This is a genomic window from Pseudomonas sp. Leaf58, from assembly GCF_003627215.1.
GTDB lineage: Bacteria > Pseudomonadota > Gammaproteobacteria > Pseudomonadales > Pseudomonadaceae > Aquipseudomonas.
On the sequence record NZ_CP032677.1, the window covers coordinates 3,676,525 to 3,695,375 of the forward strand.

Genomic DNA, 18,851 nt, shown 5'->3' on the forward strand with positions numbered 1-18,851 from the left:
TCATTATCATTCTGAATAGCTTGTCGCCCGTCGTAGGAAGCTTCCCAAATTTGGGTGCGTCCTTTCCCCTCTGTGACAAGGTGATTTCCATGGCGGAACAACTATCCACAAGTAAGTGCGATTCACCATTACTGCAGGCCTTCGTCGACAACCGCAGCATCCTGGTCAAGATCGCCGCCCGCATCACCGGCTGCCGCTCGCGCGCCGAAGATGTGGTGCAGGACGCCTTTTTCCGGCTCAGTGCCGCCCCGCAGATTACCTCGTCGTTCAAGGCGCAGCTAAGCTACCTGTTCCAGATCGTGCGCAATCTGGCCATCGACCATTACCGCAAGCAGGCGATGGAACTGAAGTACTCCGGCAGCGAGGAAGAAGGCCTGAATGTGGTCATTCAGAATGCCTCGCCCGAAGCCACCCACATCAACCTTGCCGCGCTGGATGACATTGCCCAAGCCTTGAACGAACTGCCGCAGCGTACCCGCTATGCCTTCGAGATGTACCGCCTGCATGGCGTGCCGCAGAAGGACATCGCCAAGGAGCTGGGGGTATCGCCGACGCTGGTCAACTTCATGATCCGCGATGCGCTGGTACATTGCCGCAAGACCGCCAATCGGCAGGCTTGAAGATAGCTGCAAGCTTCAAGAAAAAGCCCAGGAGCTCGCGATCCGCTTTTGCTTGCAGCTTGCAGCTTGCAGCTCTCCCCTAGGCGAGCTTGCAGCGATCGAAAAACCGCTCCCGCCCCAGCATCATCAACGCCGCACGCTTGTGCGGGAAATCGAACTCCTTGTCGCAATGGAAGCACTGGTCGTGCATGTAGCCGATCATCTTGCCGTTGTCTGCACGCGGCTCGGCCACCACCCGCTGGGTACGCGGATCGTCGAGGAACAGGTAGTGCACCAGCGCCGACAGCCAGCTGGCCACCTTGTGCGGGCCGCGATGGCATTCCTCTCCCACCAGCATGTGGATGCCACGGTCGTAATCATCGGCTGGGTAGAACGGCGCAATGCGGTCTTCCTTGGCCCAGTACGCCTCGAAGTAGGCAAACGGCTCATCATCAAAGCAACCGATCAGCGTCAGGGTATGCGGGTCGGCCGCAAGCTTGCCCAGGTACTCACGGTGCTGCGCAAGCGTGCCCCCCTCCTGCCAGAACGCTTCCACCCGCGGGTTGTTCTGCCAGCGGTTGAAACGTTCCAGGTCCTGCTCGATTTCCAGGGTGCGCAACGACACCCAGCTGCCCAGGCGTGCATCGAAGCGCCGGTACACCTCACCCCGAGGCTTGGGCGCGCGCCGTGGGTGGCGCTTGCCGTTGCTGATCTGCATGTGCTGCGGGTACAGCGCGGCAATCGAATCGCCCAGCCACGGCTGCGGCAGTTGCCAGAACAGCGCCCGCTCGCACAAGTACTCACCCGCTCGTTCGCCAACCAGAAGCAGGCCACTGGCCAATGCCTGCGGCAGCACGTCGGGCAAGTGCCAGGCCAGGCGCTGGCAGGCCGTGTCGCGCGACAACAGCCAATAGCAGGCCGCCCACAAAGCTTGATAGGGGCGCTCGGGGCACAGGCGCTCAAGGTGAACATGCAAGGTGGCACCCGCCTCCAGGCGCAACTGGATCAGCGGGCGGCCTTCAAGCGCCAGGCTAAGCCGGCGGTCGCCCGCCTCGGCACTGAGGCTGCGCCAGCGTGGCGGTGACTGGGGCTGCGAAGCGGCATCGAACGGCATGGGCTGGACTCACGATAATGAAAAAGGCTCATTGCCGAGAACGTTGCCGCAACACCGTAATTTAGTTTCGCGGTGCGGCCACCGTGATGCGGTAGGGCTCGAAAATGCGCGTCAGCTCACCGCTGTCGCGCAGGGCACGCATCAGCGCCGCGAACGACTGCTCGCCGATGGGCCCACCCGGGCGCAGCAAAGCGTAGTGGTGGTAGACCTGGTCAATGCGTTGCGAGGGCACCAGTTGCTCCCGGCTAGCCGGGTTGCGTGCCAGGAAATCGCTGAGGTAGGAACGCGTGACCAAGGCGATGTCGGCACGGCCGGCCTGCACCATCAGCAGGTTGCTGTCGTGGGAATAGGTCAGGGTCGCGTTGTAGGCCTTGCGCAGGTAGTCCGGGTCGGGATTGAACCCGGCGAACGCATAGTGATAACCGTTGAACAGCGCCAAGCGCTTGCCGTTTAAGTCGTCGAAGTAGTGGGGGTCGCGGCTATTGGCCTGGCGAGCGACGAACACTTCGGCATCTTCCAGGCCCATGTCCACCGCCTGGTGGGCAATCTGCTGCCAGCCCCATTGCGGGTTCTCGAAAATGGCCATGTCGGTGCGGCCTTGCTGGAAGTCACCAAAACGCCGCTGGATAGAGGTGGGCACCAAGACGAAGCGGTAGTGCTGCTGCGCGCGGTTCAGTGCGTCGACCAGCTGCGGCAGCAGGCCGCTGTCGGCACCTTGCTCAGGGCGTACCGTGTAAGGCGGGAAATGTGCCGCGCCAATCTTTACTTCGACCGCATCTGCAGCCCATGCCGGCGCCGCCAGCCAGAACACGGCCAGCAGCATCAGGGTGGACAAGGCCTTGAGGCCGGGCACTGGAGTCAAGACGGACACTCATCACGGTTCATGCCTGTATCCGCCTAAGCTAGGCGTTTTCCAGAGGCGGCACAACTGCTGGTTTCCGTTCTTTGTGCCAAAGCAGGGGCAAAATGCCAGGGGGTGCCGGATGCCGCGAGTTTGGCTACGCTCTAGCAGAATTTGCAAGGGAGCCTGGTATGGGCCATTGGTTGGTGATCGACCTGGAAGCCACCACCGACGATGGTGGGTGGCCGGTCACAGAAATGGAAGTCATTGAAATTGGCGCAAGCCTGGTAACCCGCGATGGCCGCGAGGTCGACCACTTCCAGTGTTTCGTCAAGCCCCGGCGGCGACCACAGCTGACGCCGTTCTGCCGCCAGTTGACGCACATCAGCCAGGCCGACGTAGACAGTGCCGCGCCCTTTCGCGAGGTGTGGGCAAGCTTCGAGCGCTGGCTTGGGCAACACGGTGAGCAGTTGCAGGCCTGGGTTAGCTGGGGCGACTACGACCGCCAGCAACTGCACCAGGAATGGCAGCAACATGGGTTGCACAGCCTGCTGCGAACCCTGCCGCACATCAACCTCAAGCAACGCTTTGCCAAAGCCCGCCACCTACAGCGCCCAACCGGCCTGAACGGCGCCCTGAATTTGGCCGGTATGCACTTTTGCGGGCAGCAGCACCGGGCCCTGGAAGATGCGCGCAACACCGCGCGGCTACTGCCGTTGAGCCTGCCTGCCGGGGCTATCTGAAAGCAGATGACGGAGCCTGTGGGCTTGGGCATACTGGCCTGCCCTTTTTATCCCCCCTTCAGGAGTCGCCCATGTTCCAGGTCAACGAGTACTTCAACGGCACCGTCAAGTCGATCGCATTCGCGGGTGAAGAAGGCCCGGCCACTGTCGGTGTGATGGCCCCGGGCGAATACGAATTCGGTACTGCCAAGCGTGAAATCATGCATGTGGTTTCGGGTGCGCTGACCGTGAAACTGCCGGGTAGCGACAATTGGGAAACCTTCAAGGCGGGCGACATGTTCAACGTGCCGGCTGACAGCAAGTTCCAGCTGCAGGTGAAGGTGGATACCGCTTACCTGTGCGAGTACCGCGACTAAGCGTCAACCTGCTCCGGCCTCTTCGCGGGCATGCCCGCTCCCACAGGTACTGCGCAGCTTTCAACGCCTGTGATGAACCCGTAGGAGCGGGTTCACCCGCGAAGAATCCAACGCTATTGCGAGAGGAATGCTGCAACCTGCTCAGCCGCCGCCTGCATATGCTGCGCATGGCTGAACCCTGAGGCCTTCAACGGCTTCAGGTCATGGTCCCCCGCTACTAGCCAGCTCACCTCGATCGCCGGCGACAACGCATACCCGGCCACCGCTTCGCGGTTGCCCAGCGCATCGCGCTCACCCTGCACGATCAACGTCGGCGTCTTCAATTCAGCCAGGTGCTCGACCCGTGGCTTTTCCGGCTTGCCCACCGCATAGAACGGATAACCCAGGCACACCAGTGCATCCGCGCCCAGCTCGTCGGCCAACAAGCTGGCCATGCGCCCGCCCATGGACTTGCCGCCCACCGCCAGCTTGCCCGCGACCAAAGGTCGCACCTGCCGGTACACCTCGCGCCAGCATTCCAGCAACACCTTCTGCGGGTTCGGCGGCCGCTTGCCACCACTCACCCTGCGTTCGGCCATGTACGGGAACTCGAAGCGCACCACCGCTACCCCAAGCGCCGCAAGCCTTTGCGCCATTTCGTCCATGAACCCACTGTCCATCGGCGCACCCGCACCATGGGCCAGGATCAGGCACCCCTTGTAGCCGTTCTTGCCCTCCAAGTGCGGAGGATCGCAGCGCAAGCCTGGGACATTTCCGACCTTCGCCCATTGATCCCCGTCAATACCGGCACTTTGCCCATTAATCATGCTTGCCTCGCTGTAAAAGCCTGCCAAATAACCGTGGATGGGAACCCATACATGAACACAACCAGCAGTACCGCCTATAACTACAAGGTGGTCCGCCAATTCGCCATCATGACGGTGGTGTGGGGAATCGTCGGGATGGGGCTCGGCGTCTTCATCGCCGCCCAGCTCGCCTGGCCTTCCCTCAACTTCGACCTCCCCTGGACCAGCTTCGGCCGCCTGCGCCCCCTGCATACCAATGCGGTGATCTTCGCCTTCGGCGGCTGTGCGCTGTTCGCCACCTCCTATTATTCGGTGCAACGCACCTGCCAAACCACCCTGTTCGCACCGGGCCTGGCCGCGTTCACCTTCTGGGGCTGGCAACTGGTGATCCTGCTGGCAGCTATCAGCCTGCCGCTGGGCTACACCAGCTCCAAGGAATACGCCGAACTGGAATGGCCGATCGATATCCTGATCACCATTGTCTGGGTGAGCTACGCCATCGTGTTCTTCGGCACGCTGATGAAACGCAACACCAAGCACATCTACGTGGGTAACTGGTTTTTCGGCGGTTTCATCCTCACCGTGGCGATGCTGCACATCGTCAACAACCTGGAGCTGCCAGTCAGCCTGACCAAGTCATACTCGGTTTACGCTGGCGCCACCGATGCCATGGTGCAGTGGTGGTACGGTCACAACGCGGTGGGCTTCTTCCTGACCGCAGGCTTCCTGGGGATGATGTACTACTACGTGCCCAAGCAGGCCGAACGCCCGGTGTATTCCTATCGCCTGTCGATCGTGCACTTCTGGGCACTGATTACCCTGTACATCTGGGCTGGCCCGCATCACCTGCACTACACCGCCCTGCCTGACTGGGCGCAGTCGCTGGGCATGGTGATGTCGCTGATCCTGCTGGCACCCAGCTGGGGCGGCATGATCAACGGCATGATGACCCTGTCCGGCGCCTGGCACAAACTGCGCAGCGACCCGATTTTGCGCTTCCTGGTGGTTTCGCTGGCGTTCTACGGCATGTCCACCTTCGAAGGCCCGATGATGGCCATCAAGACCGTCAACGCCCTGTCCCACTACACCGACTGGACCATCGGCCACGTGCACGCTGGTGCCCTTGGTTGGGTAGCGATGATCTCGATCGGTGCGCTGTACCACACCATCCCGAAAGTATTCGGCAAAGAGCGCATGCACAGCATTGGCCTGATCAACGCGCACTTCTGGCTGGCCACCATCGGCACCGTGCTGTACATCGCCTCGATGTGGGTCAACGGTATCGCCCAAGGCCTGATGTGGCGCGCGGTCAACAGCGACGGCACGCTCACCTACTCGTTCGTGGAAACCCTGGTGGCCAGCCACCCAGGCTTCATCGTGCGCTTCGTTGGCGGGGCGATCTTCCTCAGCGGCATGTTCCTGATGGCCTGGAACACCTGGCGCACCGTCCGTTCGACGGCGCTCGATGTGGCCCCTGCGAACGCCCAGCTGGCTTGAGGAGACCTGCCTGATGAAACATGAAGTCATCGAGAAAAACGTCGGCCTGCTGGCCCTGCTGATGGTGTTCGCCGTCAGTATCGGCGGCCTGACCCAGATCGTCCCGCTGTTCTTCCAGGACGTCACCAACAAGCCGGTAGAAGGCATGAAGCCCTACACCGCACTGCAACTGGAAGGCCGTGATATCTACATCCGCGAAGGCTGCGTGGGCTGCCACTCGCAGATGATCCGCCCGTTCCGCGCCGAAACCGAGCGCTACGGCCACTACTCGGTGGCCGGTGAAAGCGTGTGGGACCACCCGTTCCTGTGGGGTTCCAAACGCACCGGGCCGGACTTGGCCCGGGTCGGTGGCCGCTACTCGGACGACTGGCACCGTGCGCACCTGTATAACCCGCGCAACGTGGTGCCGGAATCGAAGATGCCGTCGTACCCGTGGCTGGTCGCCCAGCAGGTCGACAACAGCCACACCGACACCAAGATGCGCACCCTGCGCACCCTGGGCGTACCGTATACCGACGACGATATCGCCGGTGCCCGTGACGCGGTCAAGGGCAAGACCGAGATGGACGCGCTGGTCGCCTACCTGCAGGTGCTCGGCACCGCGATCAAGAACAAGAGGTGAGTGCGATGGAAATGGACATCGGCATGATCCGCGGCCTGGGCACCCTGGTGGTGATGATCGCCTTCATCGGCCTCACCCTGTGGGTATTCAACCGCCGCCGCGACCGTGATTTCGCCGAAGCGCGCCTGCTGCCCTTCGTCGACGACCGCCTGCCCCCTGCCGGGCAGGAACCTGCTGCCATGACTGCAGTTGTAAGGAGTAACGGGCAATGACTACCTTCTGGAGTACGTACATCTGCGTACTGACTATCGGCAGCCTGATTGGCCTGACCTGGCTGCTGCTCGCCACCCGCAAGGGCCAGAGCAACAACACCACCGACCAGACCATGGGCCACAGCTTCGATGGCATCGAGGAGTACGACAACCCGCTGCCCAAGTGGTGGTTCTGGTTGTTCGTCGGCACCTTGGTGTTCTCGGTTGGTTACCTGATCCTCTACCCGGGCCTGGGCAACTGGAAAGGCATTCTGCCTGGCTATGAAAATGGCTGGACCGGTGCCAATGAATGGCAGAAGGAGATGGACAAGGCTGACGCAAAATTCGGCCCGATCTTCGCCAAGTACGCCGCCATGCCCGTGGAAGAAGTGGCCAAGGATCCGCAGGCGCTGAAAATGGGCAGCCGCCTGTTTGCTTCCAACTGCTCGGTGTGCCACGGCTCGGACGCCAAAGGTGCCTTCGGCTTCCCCAACCTCACCGACAACGACTGGCGCTGGGGGGGCGAAGCGGACACCATCAAGGCTACGATCATGAACGGCCGCCACGGCGTGATGCCAGCTTGGGCTGAGGTGATCGGCGAGCAGGGTGTGGCCGATGTGGCCGCGTTCGTGCTGACCAACCTTGACGGCCGCAGCCTGCCGGAAGGGAGCAAGGCCGACGTTGCCAAGGGCAAGGAAATTTTCGCCGGCAACTGCGTGGCCTGCCACGGGCCTGAAGGCAAAGGTACGCCAGCCATGGGCGCGCCAAACCTGACCCACCCGCAGGCGTTCATCTACGGTTCGAGCTTTGCCCAGCTGCAGCAGACCATTCGCTATGGCCGCCAAGGGCAGATGCCGGCGCAGGCCGAAATCCAGGGCAACGACAAGGTGCACCTGCTGGCGGCTTATGTGTATAGCCTGTCGCAGGAGGGTGCAGCTGAAACTGTGACGGCCAAGTGAGTTTGCCGAGCGCGTAATGAGTTCGCCGAGAGTGGTTCGGCGCCTGTGAGATCGAGCGCCGCCCGCGCGGCGCTCGATATCCGCCCCACCCCAACACTCAAACCTTACCCCCCACCCCAACACTCAGACCTTACCCCCCAACACCCAAGCCGTCCCCTCCCCCTCCCTTGCACCCCCTCCGAACACAACTAAGCTTGTTGCCTCAGTGGGCTTCACTCCGAAAGAAGCGAAGCAGACGCAGCGCCGAGCCTCTCGCCGCCCCACCAAAAGCTTGACCGATCGATCAGAAAAAGATGAAAAACGGTACACATTACAAATATTTATTTGTGTACAATCGTTCGAACCCGAGCACTGCGGGACCTCAGTGAACGGGCTCGGACACGGGTCGGCGTACCAAAGTTGCGTTGCGGTAACCCTGACAGTTATCAATACTGGCGCCGATTTTTCGACCAACAAGAACATCAAAACCGTGGAACCTTAGCAATGAGCACAGCAATCAGTCCGACTGCTTATAACTATAAGGTCGTCCGCCAGTTCGCCATCATGACGGTGGTCTGGGGGATCCTTGGCATGGGCCTCGGCGTCTTCATCGCCTCGCAGCTGGTGTGGCCGCAACTGAACCTGGACCTGCCCTGGACCAGCTTCGGCCGCCTGCGCCCGCTGCACACCAACCTGGTGATCTTCGCCTTCGGGGGCTGTGCGCTGTTCGGCACCAGCTACTACGTGGTGCAGCGCACCTGCCAAACCCGGCTGATCTCCGACAGCATGGCCGCCTTCACCTTCTGGGGTTGGCAGGCGGTGATCGTCGGCGCGCTGATCACCCTGCCGATGGGCTACACCACCACCAAGGAATACGCTGAGCTCGAGTGGCCGCTGGCGATCCTGCTGGCCGTCGTCTGGGTCACCTACGGCTTGGTGTTCTTCGGCACCATCGTCAAGCGCAAGACCAAGCACATCTATGTCGGCAACTGGTTCTACGGTGCCTTCATCGTGGTGACCGCGATGCTGCACATCGTCAACCACATCTCGCTGCCGGTGAGCCTGTTCAAGTCGTACTCGGCCTACTCCGGCGCCACCGACGCGATGATCCAGTGGTGGTACGGCCACAACGCCGTAGGTTTCTTCCTCACCACCGGCTTCCTGGGGATGATGTACTACTTCGTGCCCAAGCAAGCCGAACGGCCGATCTACTCGTACCGCCTGTCGATCGTGCACTTCTGGGCGCTGATCACCCTGTACATCTGGGCTGGCCCGCACCACCTGCACTACACCGCCCTGCCTGACTGGGCGCAGTCGCTGGGCATGGTGATGTCGATCATCCTGCTGGCACCCAGCTGGGGCGGCATGATCAACGGCATGATGACCCTGTCGGGCGCCTGGCACAAACTGCGCACCGACCCGATCCTGCGCTTCCTGGTGGTGTCGCTGGCGTTCTACGGCATGTCCACCTTCGAAGGCCCGATGATGGCCATCAAGACCGTGAACTCGCTGTCGCACTACACCGACTGGACCATCGGCCATGTCCACGCTGGCGCCCTCGGCTGGGTAGCAATGATCTCGATCGGTGCCGTGTACCACATGATTCCGCGCTTGTATGGCCGCGAGCAGATGCACAGTGTCGGGCTGATCAACGCGCACTTCTGGCTGGCCACCATCGGCACCGTGCTGTACATCGCTTCGATGTGGGTCAACGGCATCACCCAAGGCCTGATGTGGCGCGCCATCAACGATGACGGCACCCTCACCTACTCGTTCGTCGAAGCCCTGCAGGCCAGCCACCCCGGCTATATCGTCCGCGCCCTGGGCGGTGCGTTCTTCGCCAGCGGCATGCTGCTGATGGCCTACAACGTGTTCCGTACCGTACGTGCCGCCAACCCGGTACAGGCTGAGGAAGCCGCCAAGATCGTCGTCGTGGGAGCGCACTGATGAAGCATGAAGCCGTCGAGAAGAACATAGGCCTGCTGGCCTTCTTCATGGTCATCGCCGTGAGCGTTGGTGGCCTGACCCAGATCGTCCCGCTGTTTTTCCAGGACGTTACCAACAAGCCGGTCGAGGGCATGAAGCCGCGTACCGCGCTGGAACTTGAAGGCCGCGACATCTACATCCGCGAAGGCTGCGTAGGCTGCCACTCGCAGATGATTCGCCCGTTCCGCGCCGAAACCGAACGCTACGGCCACTACTCGGTAGCCGGTGAAAGCGTGTGGGACCACCCGTTCCTGTGGGGCTCCAAGCGGACCGGGCCAGACCTCGCCCGGGTGGGTGGCCGCTATTCCGATGACTGGCACCGTGCGCACCTGTACAACCCGCGCAACGTGGTACCTGAGTCGAAGATGCCGTCCTACCCGTGGCTGGTCGAGAACAAGCTCGACGGCAAGGACACCGCGAAGAAAATGGAAGTGCTGCGCACCCTCGGCACCCCCTACACCGACGCCGACATTGCCGGCGCCCGTGACGCGGTCAAGGGCAAGACCGAAATGGACGCCATCGTCGCGTACCTGCAGGGTCTTGGCACCATCATCAAAAGCAAACGGTGACGCTGATGGATATCGGGATGATTCGCGGCCTGGGCACCGTCGTGGTGATGGTGGCCTTCGTGGGCCTGGCGCTGTGGGTGTTCAACCCACGGCGTAAAAAGGATTTCGACGAAGCGACCCAACTGCCCTTCGCGGATGACCCCGAGGCCAGCCGGCACGTCGAGCAAGCAAAAGCTTCTGGGAGCAAACAACAATGACAACCTTCTGGAGTCTGTACGTTACCGTCCTGACCCTGGGCACCATCTTCTCGTTGACCTGGCTGCTGCTGTCCACCCGCAAGGGCCAGCGCGAAGAGGTCACCGACGAAACCGTCGGGCATGCCTTCGATGGCATCGAGGAATACGACAACCCGCTGCCAAAATGGTGGTTCTGGCTGTTCGTCGGCACCATCATCTTCGCCCTCGGCTACCTGGTGTTGTACCCGGGTCTGGGCAACTGGAAAGGCATTTTGCCGGGCTACTCGTACCTGGATAACGACAAGCAGACCGAGTTCGCCAATGGCCAGCCGGGCTGGACTGGCGTACACGAGTGGGAAAAGGAAATGGCCAAGGCCGACGCCCGCTTCGGGCCGATCTTCGCCAAGTTCGCGGCCATGCCCATCGAGGCAGTAGCCAAGGACCCGCAAGCCCTGAAGATGGGTGCGCGGCTGTTCGCCTCCAACTGCTCGGTGTGCCATGGCTCCGATGCCAAGGGTGCCTTCGGCTTCCCCAACCTGACCGACAACGACTGGCGTTGGGGTGGCGAGCCGGACACCATCAAGACCACCATCATGGGCGGTCGCCATGGCGTGATGCCGGCCTGGGCCGAGGTGATCGGTGATCAGGGCGTGGCTGACGTGGCGGCGTTCGTGGTCAGCAAGCTGGATGGCCGCACGCTGCCAGAAGGCGCGAAGGCCGATGTCGACAACGGGCAGAAGATCTTCGCGGCCAATTGCGTGGCCTGCCACGGGCCGGAAGGCAAGGGTACGCCAGCCATGGGCGCGCCTAACCTGACGCACCCGCAGGCGTTCATCTACGGTTCGAGCTTTGCCCAGCTGCAGCAGACCATCCGCTATGGTCGCCAGGGGCAGATGCCGGCACAGGAACAACTGCAGGGTAATGACAAGGTGCACCTGCTGGCGGCTTATGTTTACAGCCTGTCGCATCAGGGTGAGCCTACCAAGGCTGAGTAAGGCAGGCCTGGCCTATTCGCGGCTAAAGCCGCTCCTACAACGATCACGGTCACTTGTAGGAGCGGCTTTAGCCGCGAATAGGCCGGTGCAGCATTTCTCACAGGCAAATGACCTGGATCAATTGACACCCGCCATAACACGATTCATGCCACGAACCCAATGCGACTAAAGGTCGCAGCGCGACCCCATACTGCCATCAGCGGCGTATCATGGGTCGCAGAGCGCTAGCAGATTGCGCGAGACTGCGGCCGGCACGCACTGGCCGCGGCGTTTCTCCACTGCCGTGGGACTTGATGATGAGCAAGCAAATTCCGGTACATGACGTCACCCCGCCTGCCAGCAAAGGGAAGGATTCCGTCGACCTCTACGCCTCGCGCGAAAAAATCTACACCCGCGCCTTCACCGGCCTGTTCCGTCGCCTGCGCATGGTCGGCGGTGCGGTGCTGTTCCTGCTGTACTTCGGCACCGTGTGGCTGAACTGGGGCGGCCACCAAGCGGTGTGGTGGAACCTGCCCGAGCGCAAGTTCTACATCTTCGGCGCCACTATCTGGCCGCAAGACTTCATCCTGCTCTCGGGCATCCTAATCGTCGCCGCCTTCGGCCTGTTCTTCGTGACGGTCTACGCCGGCCGGGTGTGGTGCGGCTACACCTGCCCGCAAAGCGTGTGGACGTGGATTTTCATGTGGTGCGAAAAAGTCACCGAAGGTGACCGCAACCAGCGCATGAAGCTCGACAAAGCCCCCATGAGCAGCAACAAGTTCCTGCGCAAATTCGCCAAGCACAGCCTGTGGCTGCTGATCGGGTTTGTCACCGGCATGACCTTCGTCGGCTATTTCTCGCCGATCCGTGAACTGGTCATCGAGTTCTTCACCGGCCAGGCTGACGGCTGGGCTTATTTCTGGGTCGGCTTCTTTACCCTCGCCACCTACGGCAATGCCGGCTGGCTGCGCGAGCAGGTGTGCGTGTACATGTGCCCGTATGCACGCTTCCAGAGCGTGATGTTCGACAAAGACACCCTGATCGTGTCCTACGACCCGCGCCGTGGTGAAACCCGCGGGCCACGCAAGAAAGACGCTGACTACAAGGCCCAAGGCTTGGGTGACTGCATCGATTGCACGATGTGCGTGCAGGTCTGCCCCACCGGCATCGACATCCGTGACGGCCTGCAGATCGAGTGCATCGGCTGCGCCGCGTGCATCGACGCCTGTGACAGCATCATGGACAAGATGAACTACCCCAAAGGGCTGATCAGCTACACCACCGAGCACAACCTGTCCGGGCAAAAAACCCACATGCTGCGGCCGCGCCTGATCGGTTATGCGCTGGTGTTGCTGGTGATGATCATCGGCCTGGCCACGGCCTTCGCCACGCGCTCGCTGGTCGGTTTCGACGTCAGCAAGGACCGCGTGCTGTACCGCGAAAACGCCCAGGGTCGGATCGAGAACGTGTACAGCCTGAAAGTGATGAACAAAGACCAACGCGACCACGTCTACGTGCTGGACGCCGCCGGCCTGCCGGACCTGAAGCTCGAAGGCCAGCGGGAGATCCGCGTAGCGGCCGGCGATATCGTCAGCCTGCCGGTGCAGTTGTCGGTCGCCCCCGAGAAGCTGCCATCGACCACCAACGAAATCACCTTCATCCTCAAAAGCGCCGACGACAGCGACGCCAAGGTTGAAGCCAAGAGCCGCTTCATCGGCCCACAGATCCGCTAAGAGAGATAACCCACAATGCCTGCTGCTACCGCCGCCAGCCCATGGTACAAGCACCTTTGGCCCTGGATCATCATCGGCATCCTGACCACCTCGGTGTGCCTGAGCCTGACCATGGTCAGCATCGCTGTGCGCAACCCGGACAACCTGGTAAACGACAACTACTACGAGGCCGGGAAAGGCATCAACCGCTCGCTGGACCGTGAATTACTGGCGCAGAACCTGGGCCTTAAGGCCAGCCTGCACCTGGACGAGCTGACCGGTGAAGTGGACCTGCGCCTGACCGGCAATAGCGACCCACAAAGCTTGGAGCTGAACCTGATTTCGCCAACCCAGCCGGAGAAGGACCGCAAAGTGCTGCTGAGCCGGGTCGAGCCTGGGCGTTATGTGGGGCAGTTGGAAGACACGGTTGACGGGCGACGCTTTGTCGAGCTGCTGGGTAGCCAAAATGACCAGGTGTGGCGCCTGTTCGAGGAAGAGAAAGTGGAGCATGGTGTGACCTTGCAGCTGGGTGATGAAGCCCTCCAGGGCGCCGAACACCAATAACCGCACCACCGCCAATCCCTGTGGGAGCGGGCATGCCCGCGAATGCGATAGCTCAGGCAAAGGTGTTTTCAGGCCTGACGCTTTCGCGGGCACGCCCGCTCCCACAAGGTTTCATATCTGCCCGAGCAGAAGTGTTTGCCTTATGACCCAGCCCACCCCCTGCTACCACTGCGCCCTGCCCGTCCCCACCGGCGGCCGCTTCACCGCCGTGGTCCTCGGTGAGCCCCGGCAGTTCTGCTGCCCCGGCTGCCAAGCGGTGGCCGAGTCGATCGTCGCCGGCGGCCTGGAGCACTACTACCAGCACCGCAGCGACAACAGTGCCAACCCCGAAGCGCTGCCCAAACAACTGCAGGACGAACTGGCTCTGTACGACCGCAGCGACGTCCAGCAGACCTTCGTCCGCCATGCTGGCGACCTGGCCGAAACCACCTTGCTGGTCGAAGGCATCAGTTGCGCCGCCTGTGGCTGGCTGATCGAAAAGCACCTGCGCAACCTGCCCGGCGTCGCCGAGGCGCGCCTGAACCTGTCCAACCACCGCCTGCAGCTGAACTGGGACGACAAGCAACTGCCGCTGTCACGCCTGCTGGCCGAGCTGCGCCAGATCGGCTACGCCGCCCACCCCTACCAGCCGGACCAGGCCGCCGAGCAACTGGCCCGGGAAAACCGCAGCGCCCTGCGCCGCCTGGGCGTGGCCGGGCTGCTGTGGTTCCAGGCGATGATGGCAACCATGGCCACCTGGCCAGAATTCAACATCGACTTGTCGCCAGAGCTGCACACTATCCTGCGCTGGGTGGCGCTGTTCCTTACCATTCCCATCGTGTTCTACAGCTGCGCGCCGTTTTTCAAAGGCGCGGCACGCGACTTGCGCACCCGCCACCTGACCATGGACGTTTCGGTGTCACTGGCCATTGCCCTGGCGTTTGGCGCTGGCATCTGGACCGCCATCACCGGCAGCGGCGAGCTGTATTTCGACACCGTTGGCATGTTCGCGCTGTTCTTGCTCACCGGCCGTTATCTGGAGCGCCGCGCCCGCGAACGCACCGCAGCAGCCACTGCGCAGTTGGTCAACCTGCTACCCGCCTCGTGCCTGCGCCTGGACGCCCTGGGCCGTAGCGAGCGCATCCTGCTCAGCGAACTGCACTGTGGCGACACCGTGCAGGTGCTGCCAGGCGCGGTGATCCCGGCAGACGGGCGCATCGTCGAAGGCCGCTCCAGCGTCGACGAATCGTTGCTGACCGGCGAATACCTGCCGCAACCGCGCCGGGTTGGCGAACGGGTCACCGGCGGCACGCTTAATGTCGAAAGCACCCTGAACGTGGAGGTCGAAGCCCTCGGCCACGATTCGCGGCTGTCGGCCATCGTCCGCCTGCTGGAACGCGCCCAGACCGAAAAACCGCGCCTGGCCGAAATCGCTGACCGCGCCTCGCAATGGTTCCTGTTGTTCTCGCTGCTGGCCGCCGTGGTCATCGGCCTGGGGTGGTGGTACCTGGACCCGGCGCGGGCGTTCTGGATCGTGCTGGCCATGCTGGTGGCAACCTGCCCTTGCGCGCTATCGCTGGCCACGCCCACGGCGCTGACCGCTGCCACCGGCACCTTGCACAAGCTCGGCCTGCTGGTGACCCGTGGCCATGTGCTGGAAGGCTTGAACCAGATCGACACGGTGATTTTCGACAAGACTGGCACGCTGACCGAAGGGCGCCTGACGTTACGTAGCATTCGCCCGCTCGGCAGCCTGCCTGCCGACCGTTGCCTGGCCCTGGCGGCAGCACTGGAAAACCGCTCCGAACACCCCATTGCCCGCGCCTTTGGCCGCACCGCCACGCCTGCCGACGACGTGCAGACCGTGCCGGGCCTGGGCCTGGAAGGGCTGGTCGAAGGGCAACGCTTGCGCATAGGCCAAGCGACCTTCGTCTGCGCCCTGAGCGGCGCAGAAATCCCCGGCGTACCGGAACCGCGCGGCCAGTGGCTGCTGCTGGGCGACCGCCACGGGCCACTGGCCTGGTTCGGCCTGGACGACCGCCTGCGCGACGACGCCCCGGCCCTGCTGGCGGCCTGCAAGGCGCGTGGCTGGCGCACCCTGCTGCTGTCGGGCGACAGCTCGCCAATGGTCGCCGAAGTGGCAGCGCAGTTGGGCATCGACCAGGCTATCGGCGGCCTGCGCCCAGATGACAAACTGGACCGGCTGAAAGCGCTGCAGGCGACTGGGCGCAAGGTGCTGATGCTGGGCGACGGGGTCAACGACGTGCCGGTACTGGCGGCTGCCGACATCAGCATTGCCATGGGCAGCGCCACCGACCTGGCCAAGACCAGCGCCGATGCCGTGCTGCTGTCCAACCGCTTGCAGGCGCTGGTGCAAGCCTTTGAACTGGCCCGCCGTACCCGCCGCAACATCCTGGAGAACCTGCTGTGGGCGACGCTGTATAATGGCTTGATGTTGCCGTTTGCCGCGCTTGGCTGGATCACCCCGGTGTGGGCGGCCATCGGTATGTCGGTCAGCTCGCTGATCGTGGTGCTCAATGCCTTGCGCCTGACCCGCATGCCACTGGCAGCGGGCCTGCTGCCCCTTGAAGCCCCCTTGCCCGGGAGGAAGTCACCATGCCCGCCCTCTATGTCATGATCCCTGCAGCCCTGCTGCTGGTCGGCGTGGCCGTGTACATCTTCTTCTGGGCGGTGGACAGCGGCCAGTACGACGACCTTGAAGGCCCCGCCCATAGCATCCTGTTCGACGAACAGGACCCACGCCACCAGGCCGCGGTGAAACCTGACGACAGCCAAGCCAACACCGAAAAGGACCTGCCACCTCGTGCCTGACCTGCTTCCCCTGCTGGGTTCGGCAGTGGTCCTTGGCCTGCTTGGCGGCGGCCATTGCCTGGGCATGTGCGGCGGCCTGATGGGCGCGCTGACCCTGGCCATCCCGCCCGAACAGCGTGGCCGGCGCGTGCGCCTGCTGCTGGCATACAACCTTGGGCGGGTTCTCAGCTATGCCAGTGCCGGCCTGCTGCTGGGTCTGGCCGGCTGGGCCGTGGCCAGCAGCCCCGTGGCGCTGGCGCTGCGCGTGGTGGCAGCGCTGCTGTTGATCGCCATGGGGCTGTACCTGGCCGGTTGGTGGAGCGGCTTAACCCGCATCGAGGCGCTCGGCCGGGGGCTGTGGCGGCATATCCAGCCCGTGGCGTCGCGCTTGCTGCCGGTGTCCAGCCTGCCCCGCGCATTGCTGCTGGGGGCGCTGTGGGGGTGGCTGCCGTGCGGGTTGGTGTACAGCACCTTGCTGTGGGCGGCCAGCCAGGGCAATGCCGGGTACAGCGCGGCGCTGATGCTGGCGTTCGGGGTGGGGACCTGGCCGGTACTGCTGGCCACCGGGTTGGCGGCAGAGCGGCTAAACACTTTGTTGAAACGGCGCAGTGTGCGCGTCGCTGGCGGGGTGCTGGTGATGCTGTTTGGGGTGTGGACCCTGCCGGGTCCGCACCAACATTGGCTGATGGGGCACTGAGAGCGGCAAGCGGCAAGCTACAAGCCTCAAGGGCAAGCCGATGTGCTTCGCTTGTAGCGTGTAGCCCGCGGCTTGGCGCTTGATACAAATCAACACAGATTCCTACAGACAACCCTAGACTCCGGTGCACTGCTGCTCTTTCCGGGGACCGCCCTCATGCTCGACGCCCTACGTTGGGATACCGACCTGATCCGCCGCTACGACCTGGCCGGACCACGCTACACCTCTTACCCGACCGCCGTGCAACTGCACAGCGAAGTAGGCTCGTTCGACCTGCTCCACGCCCTGCGCGAGAGCCGTCGGGCGGTGCGCCCGCTGTCGCTGTACGTCCACGTGCCGTTCTGCGCCAACATCTGCTATTACTGCGCCTGCAACAAGGTCATCACCAAGGACCGCGCCCGCGCCGCGCCTTACCTGCAGCGCCTGGAGCAGGAAATCCAGCTGATCGCCTGCCACCTGGACCCTAAACAGCGTGTTGAACAGCTGCATTTCGGCGGTGGCACACCGACCTTCCTCAGCCATGTGGAACTGCGCCAGCTGATGGCCACCCTGCGCCAGCACTTCCACCTGCTGGACGACGACTCCGGTGACTACGGCATCGAGATCGACCCACGCGAGGCCGACTGGTCGACCATGGGCCTGCTGCGCGAACTGGGCTTCAACCGCGTTAGCCTGGGCGTGCAGGACCTCGACCCGGTCGTGCAGCGCGCAGTCAACCGCCTGCAGAGCCTGGAACAGACCCGCACCCTGATCGAGGCCGCGCGCACGTTGCAGTTCCGCTCGGTCAACCTCGACCTGATCTACGGCCTGCCCAAGCAAACCCCGGAAGGCTTTGCCCGCACCGTCGAAGAAGTGATCCGCCTGCAACCCGACCGCCTGTCGGTGTTCAACTACGCCCACCTGCCCGAGCGTTTCATGCCACAGCGGCGCATCGATAGCAACGACCTGCCCAGTGCGGCCGCCAAGCTGGAGATGCTGCACGCCACCATCGACCAACTGACCGCTGCCGGCTACCGCTACATCGGCATGGACCATTTCGCCCTGCCCGACGACGAACTGGCCATCGCCCAGGAAGAAGGCACCTTGCAACGCAACTTCCAGGGCTATACCACCCACGGCCACTGCGACCTTATTGGCCTGGGCGTATCGGCCATCAGCCAGATCGGCGACCTGTACTGCCAGAACAGCAGCGACCTCAACACTTACCAGGGCAGCTTGGCCAACGCCCAGCTGGCTACCCAGCGCGGCCTGGTGTGCAACCATGACGACCGCATCCGCCGGGCGGTGATCCAACAGCTGATCTGCCATTTCGAGCTGGACTTCGAGCCAATCGAACAGGCCTTCACCATCGATTTTCGCGGTTACTTCAACGAGCTCTGGCCCGAACTGCAGACTTTGCAGCGCGACGGCCTGATCAGCCTGGACAATAAGGGCATCCGCATCCTGCCGGCCGGCCGCCTGTTGGCACGCTCGGTATGCATGGTGTTCGACGCCTACCTGGCGATGCACAACCGCCAACGTTTCTCGCGGGTGATCTGAAAAACCGAGGCGTTCAACCGCATGGACAAGTTTCCTTGACGGGCACACTATGGGCACACAAGAACTCCCGGCAGGCCGGTTGCCGGGGCTTCGCCAGCGCGCACCATTAACGCGCACGCTGGCCTACACCCTGTGTCGTGGGTTACCCTTACGACTTA

20 protein-coding genes are annotated in these 18,851 nt (G+C 62.9%); 17 read left to right on the plus strand and 3 right to left on the minus strand.

What is annotated here, in order from left to right:
• Positions 1-89 precede the first annotated feature (89 nt).
• Positions 90-620, plus strand: a complete 531-nt coding sequence (locus tag DV532_RS17060; protein ID WP_028613383.1) for an RNA polymerase factor sigma-70 — start codon at positions 90-92, stop codon at positions 618-620.
• Positions 621-699: 79 nt separating this feature from the next.
• Here the strand turns inward: DV532_RS17060 and DV532_RS17065 are convergent, their stop codons facing one another.
• Positions 700-1,713 (minus strand): GNAT family N-acetyltransferase, encoded by a 1,014-nt coding sequence (locus DV532_RS17065; protein WP_056801399.1) that lies wholly within the window; start codon positions 1,711-1,713, stop codon positions 700-702.
• Between the two features lie 61 nt (positions 1,714-1,774).
• Positions 1,775-2,575: an ABC transporter substrate-binding protein gene (locus DV532_RS17070; RefSeq protein WP_056801554.1), complete on the minus strand. Its 801-nt coding sequence runs from the start codon at positions 2,573-2,575 to the stop codon at positions 1,775-1,777.
• A gap of 170 nt (positions 2,576-2,745) precedes the next feature.
• On the opposite strand from DV532_RS17070, the gene DV532_RS17075 reads away from it, so the two are divergent.
• The gene (locus DV532_RS17075) at positions 2,746-3,297 is read left to right on the plus strand and encodes an exonuclease domain-containing protein (RefSeq protein ID WP_056801401.1); all 552 of its coding nucleotides are present in this window, start codon (positions 2,746-2,748) and stop codon (positions 3,295-3,297) included.
• A 71-nt stretch (positions 3,298-3,368) separates the two neighbouring features.
• Positions 3,369-3,653, plus strand: a complete 285-nt coding sequence (locus DV532_RS17080) for a pyrimidine/purine nucleoside phosphorylase (protein WP_056801402.1) — start codon at positions 3,369-3,371, stop codon at positions 3,651-3,653.
• Positions 3,654-3,766: 113 nt separating this feature from the next.
• On the opposite strand, the gene DV532_RS17090 is transcribed toward DV532_RS17080, so the two are convergent.
• The gene (locus DV532_RS17090; RefSeq protein ID WP_056801404.1) at positions 3,767-4,459 is read right to left on the minus strand and encodes an alpha/beta family hydrolase; all 693 of its coding nucleotides are present in this window, start codon (positions 4,457-4,459) and stop codon (positions 3,767-3,769) included.
• A gap of 51 nt (positions 4,460-4,510) precedes the next feature.
• On the opposite strand from DV532_RS17090, the gene ccoN (DV532_RS17095) reads away from it, so the two are divergent.
• The 14 genes from ccoN (DV532_RS17095) (at position 4,511) to hemN (ending at position 18,693) form a co-directional block, all read left to right on the plus strand.
• The gene (gene ccoN, locus DV532_RS17095; RefSeq protein ID WP_056801405.1) at positions 4,511-5,935 is read left to right on the plus strand and encodes a cytochrome-c oxidase, cbb3-type subunit I; all 1,425 of its coding nucleotides are present in this window, start codon (positions 4,511-4,513) and stop codon (positions 5,933-5,935) included.
• A 13-nt stretch (positions 5,936-5,948) separates the two neighbouring features.
• Complete coding sequence (ccoO, locus tag DV532_RS17100; RefSeq protein ID WP_013973492.1) at positions 5,949-6,557, plus strand: cytochrome-c oxidase, cbb3-type subunit II; 609 nt, start codon at positions 5,949-5,951, stop codon at positions 6,555-6,557.
• Between the two features lie 5 nt (positions 6,558-6,562).
• The gene (locus DV532_RS17105; RefSeq protein ID WP_056801407.1) at positions 6,563-6,769 is read left to right on the plus strand and encodes a cbb3-type cytochrome c oxidase subunit 3; all 207 of its coding nucleotides are present in this window, start codon (positions 6,563-6,565) and stop codon (positions 6,767-6,769) included.
• Positions 6,766-7,707: a cytochrome-c oxidase, cbb3-type subunit III gene (ccoP, locus tag DV532_RS17110; protein ID WP_056801409.1), complete on the plus strand. Its 942-nt coding sequence runs from the start codon at positions 6,766-6,768 to the stop codon at positions 7,705-7,707. Before DV532_RS17105 ends, ccoP (DV532_RS17110) begins: the two co-directional genes overlap by 4 nt.
• A 483-nt stretch (positions 7,708-8,190) precedes the next feature.
• On the plus strand, positions 8,191-9,633 hold the full coding sequence (gene ccoN / locus DV532_RS17120) for a cytochrome-c oxidase, cbb3-type subunit I (protein ID WP_056801411.1): 1,443 nt from the start codon (positions 8,191-8,193) through the stop codon (positions 9,631-9,633).
• Complete coding sequence (gene ccoO / locus DV532_RS17125) at positions 9,633-10,241, plus strand: cytochrome-c oxidase, cbb3-type subunit II (protein ID WP_003254286.1); 609 nt, start codon at positions 9,633-9,635, stop codon at positions 10,239-10,241. Before ccoN (DV532_RS17120) ends, ccoO (DV532_RS17125) begins: the two co-directional genes overlap by 1 nt.
• A gap of 5 nt (positions 10,242-10,246) precedes the next feature.
• Positions 10,247-10,438, plus strand: coding sequence for a CcoQ/FixQ family Cbb3-type cytochrome c oxidase assembly chaperone (locus tag DV532_RS17130; protein WP_056801413.1), 192 nt, complete (start codon positions 10,247-10,249; stop codon positions 10,436-10,438).
• Positions 10,435-11,412, plus strand: coding sequence for a cytochrome-c oxidase, cbb3-type subunit III (ccoP, locus tag DV532_RS17135; RefSeq protein WP_056801415.1), 978 nt, complete (start codon positions 10,435-10,437; stop codon positions 11,410-11,412). Before DV532_RS17130 ends, ccoP (DV532_RS17135) begins: the two co-directional genes overlap by 4 nt.
• 296 nt (positions 11,413-11,708) lie before the next feature.
• Positions 11,709-13,124: a cytochrome c oxidase accessory protein CcoG gene (gene ccoG / locus DV532_RS17140; RefSeq protein ID WP_056801417.1), complete on the plus strand. Its 1,416-nt coding sequence runs from the start codon at positions 11,709-11,711 to the stop codon at positions 13,122-13,124.
• Positions 13,125-13,139: 15 nt separating this feature from the next.
• On the plus strand, positions 13,140-13,667 hold the full coding sequence (locus DV532_RS17145; RefSeq protein ID WP_056801419.1) for a FixH family protein: 528 nt from the start codon (positions 13,140-13,142) through the stop codon (positions 13,665-13,667).
• A 142-nt stretch (positions 13,668-13,809) separates the two neighbouring features.
• Positions 13,810-16,284 (plus strand): heavy metal translocating P-type ATPase, encoded by a 2,475-nt coding sequence (locus DV532_RS17150; RefSeq protein WP_056801421.1) that lies wholly within the window; start codon positions 13,810-13,812, stop codon positions 16,282-16,284.
• The gene (ccoS, locus tag DV532_RS17155) at positions 16,263-16,478 is read left to right on the plus strand and encodes a cbb3-type cytochrome oxidase assembly protein CcoS (protein ID WP_056801423.1); all 216 of its coding nucleotides are present in this window, start codon (positions 16,263-16,265) and stop codon (positions 16,476-16,478) included. Before DV532_RS17150 ends, ccoS begins: the two co-directional genes overlap by 22 nt.
• On the plus strand, positions 16,471-17,154 hold the full coding sequence (locus DV532_RS17160) for a sulfite exporter TauE/SafE family protein (RefSeq protein WP_056801426.1): 684 nt from the start codon (positions 16,471-16,473) through the stop codon (positions 17,152-17,154). The genes ccoS and DV532_RS17160 overlap by 8 nt, the downstream gene beginning before the upstream one ends.
• A 156-nt stretch (positions 17,155-17,310) precedes the next feature.
• Entirely contained in the window at positions 17,311-18,693 is a 1,383-nt protein-coding gene (hemN, locus tag DV532_RS17165) for an oxygen-independent coproporphyrinogen III oxidase (protein ID WP_056801428.1), read from the plus strand.
• Positions 18,694-18,851 lie beyond the last annotated feature (158 nt).

Excerpts from the sequence above, each read along its gene's own strand:
- DV532_RS17060 (WP_028613383.1), top strand. The coding sequence starts at position 90 with ATGGCGGAACAACTATCCACAAGTAAGTGCGATTCACCATTACTGCAG.
- DV532_RS17105 (WP_056801407.1), top strand. The coding sequence starts at position 6,563 with ATGGAAATGGACATCGGCATGATCCGCGGCCTGGGCACCCTGGTGGTG.
- DV532_RS17075 (WP_056801401.1), top strand. The coding sequence starts at position 2,746 with ATGGGCCATTGGTTGGTGATCGACCTGGAAGCCACCACCGACGATGGT.
- ccoP (WP_056801409.1), top strand. The coding sequence starts at position 6,766 with ATGACTACCTTCTGGAGTACGTACATCTGCGTACTGACTATCGGCAGC.
- ccoP (WP_056801415.1), top strand. The coding sequence starts at position 10,435 with ATGACAACCTTCTGGAGTCTGTACGTTACCGTCCTGACCCTGGGCACC.
- ccoS (WP_056801423.1), top strand. The coding sequence starts at position 16,263 with ATGCCCGCCCTCTATGTCATGATCCCTGCAGCCCTGCTGCTGGTCGGC.
- ccoO (WP_003254286.1), top strand. The coding sequence starts at position 9,633 with ATGAAGCATGAAGCCGTCGAGAAGAACATAGGCCTGCTGGCCTTCTTC.
- ccoG (WP_056801417.1), top strand. The coding sequence starts at position 11,709 with ATGAGCAAGCAAATTCCGGTACATGACGTCACCCCGCCTGCCAGCAAA.
- DV532_RS17080 (WP_056801402.1), top strand. The coding sequence starts at position 3,369 with ATGTTCCAGGTCAACGAGTACTTCAACGGCACCGTCAAGTCGATCGCA.
- ccoN (WP_056801411.1), top strand. The coding sequence starts at position 8,191 with ATGAGCACAGCAATCAGTCCGACTGCTTATAACTATAAGGTCGTCCGC.
- DV532_RS17145 (WP_056801419.1), top strand. The coding sequence starts at position 13,140 with ATGCCTGCTGCTACCGCCGCCAGCCCATGGTACAAGCACCTTTGGCCC.
- ccoN (WP_056801405.1), top strand. The coding sequence starts at position 4,511 with ATGAACACAACCAGCAGTACCGCCTATAACTACAAGGTGGTCCGCCAA.
- hemN (WP_056801428.1), top strand. The coding sequence starts at position 17,311 with ATGCTCGACGCCCTACGTTGGGATACCGACCTGATCCGCCGCTACGAC.
- DV532_RS17090 (WP_056801404.1), bottom strand. The coding sequence starts at position 4,459 with ATGATTAATGGGCAAAGTGCCGGTATTGACGGGGATCAATGGGCGAAG.
- DV532_RS17150 (WP_056801421.1), top strand. The coding sequence starts at position 13,810 with ATGACCCAGCCCACCCCCTGCTACCACTGCGCCCTGCCCGTCCCCACC.
- DV532_RS17130 (WP_056801413.1), top strand. The coding sequence starts at position 10,247 with ATGGATATCGGGATGATTCGCGGCCTGGGCACCGTCGTGGTGATGGTG.
- ccoO (WP_013973492.1), top strand. The coding sequence starts at position 5,949 with ATGAAACATGAAGTCATCGAGAAAAACGTCGGCCTGCTGGCCCTGCTG.
- DV532_RS17065 (WP_056801399.1), bottom strand. The coding sequence starts at position 1,713 with ATGCCGTTCGATGCCGCTTCGCAGCCCCAGTCACCGCCACGCTGGCGC.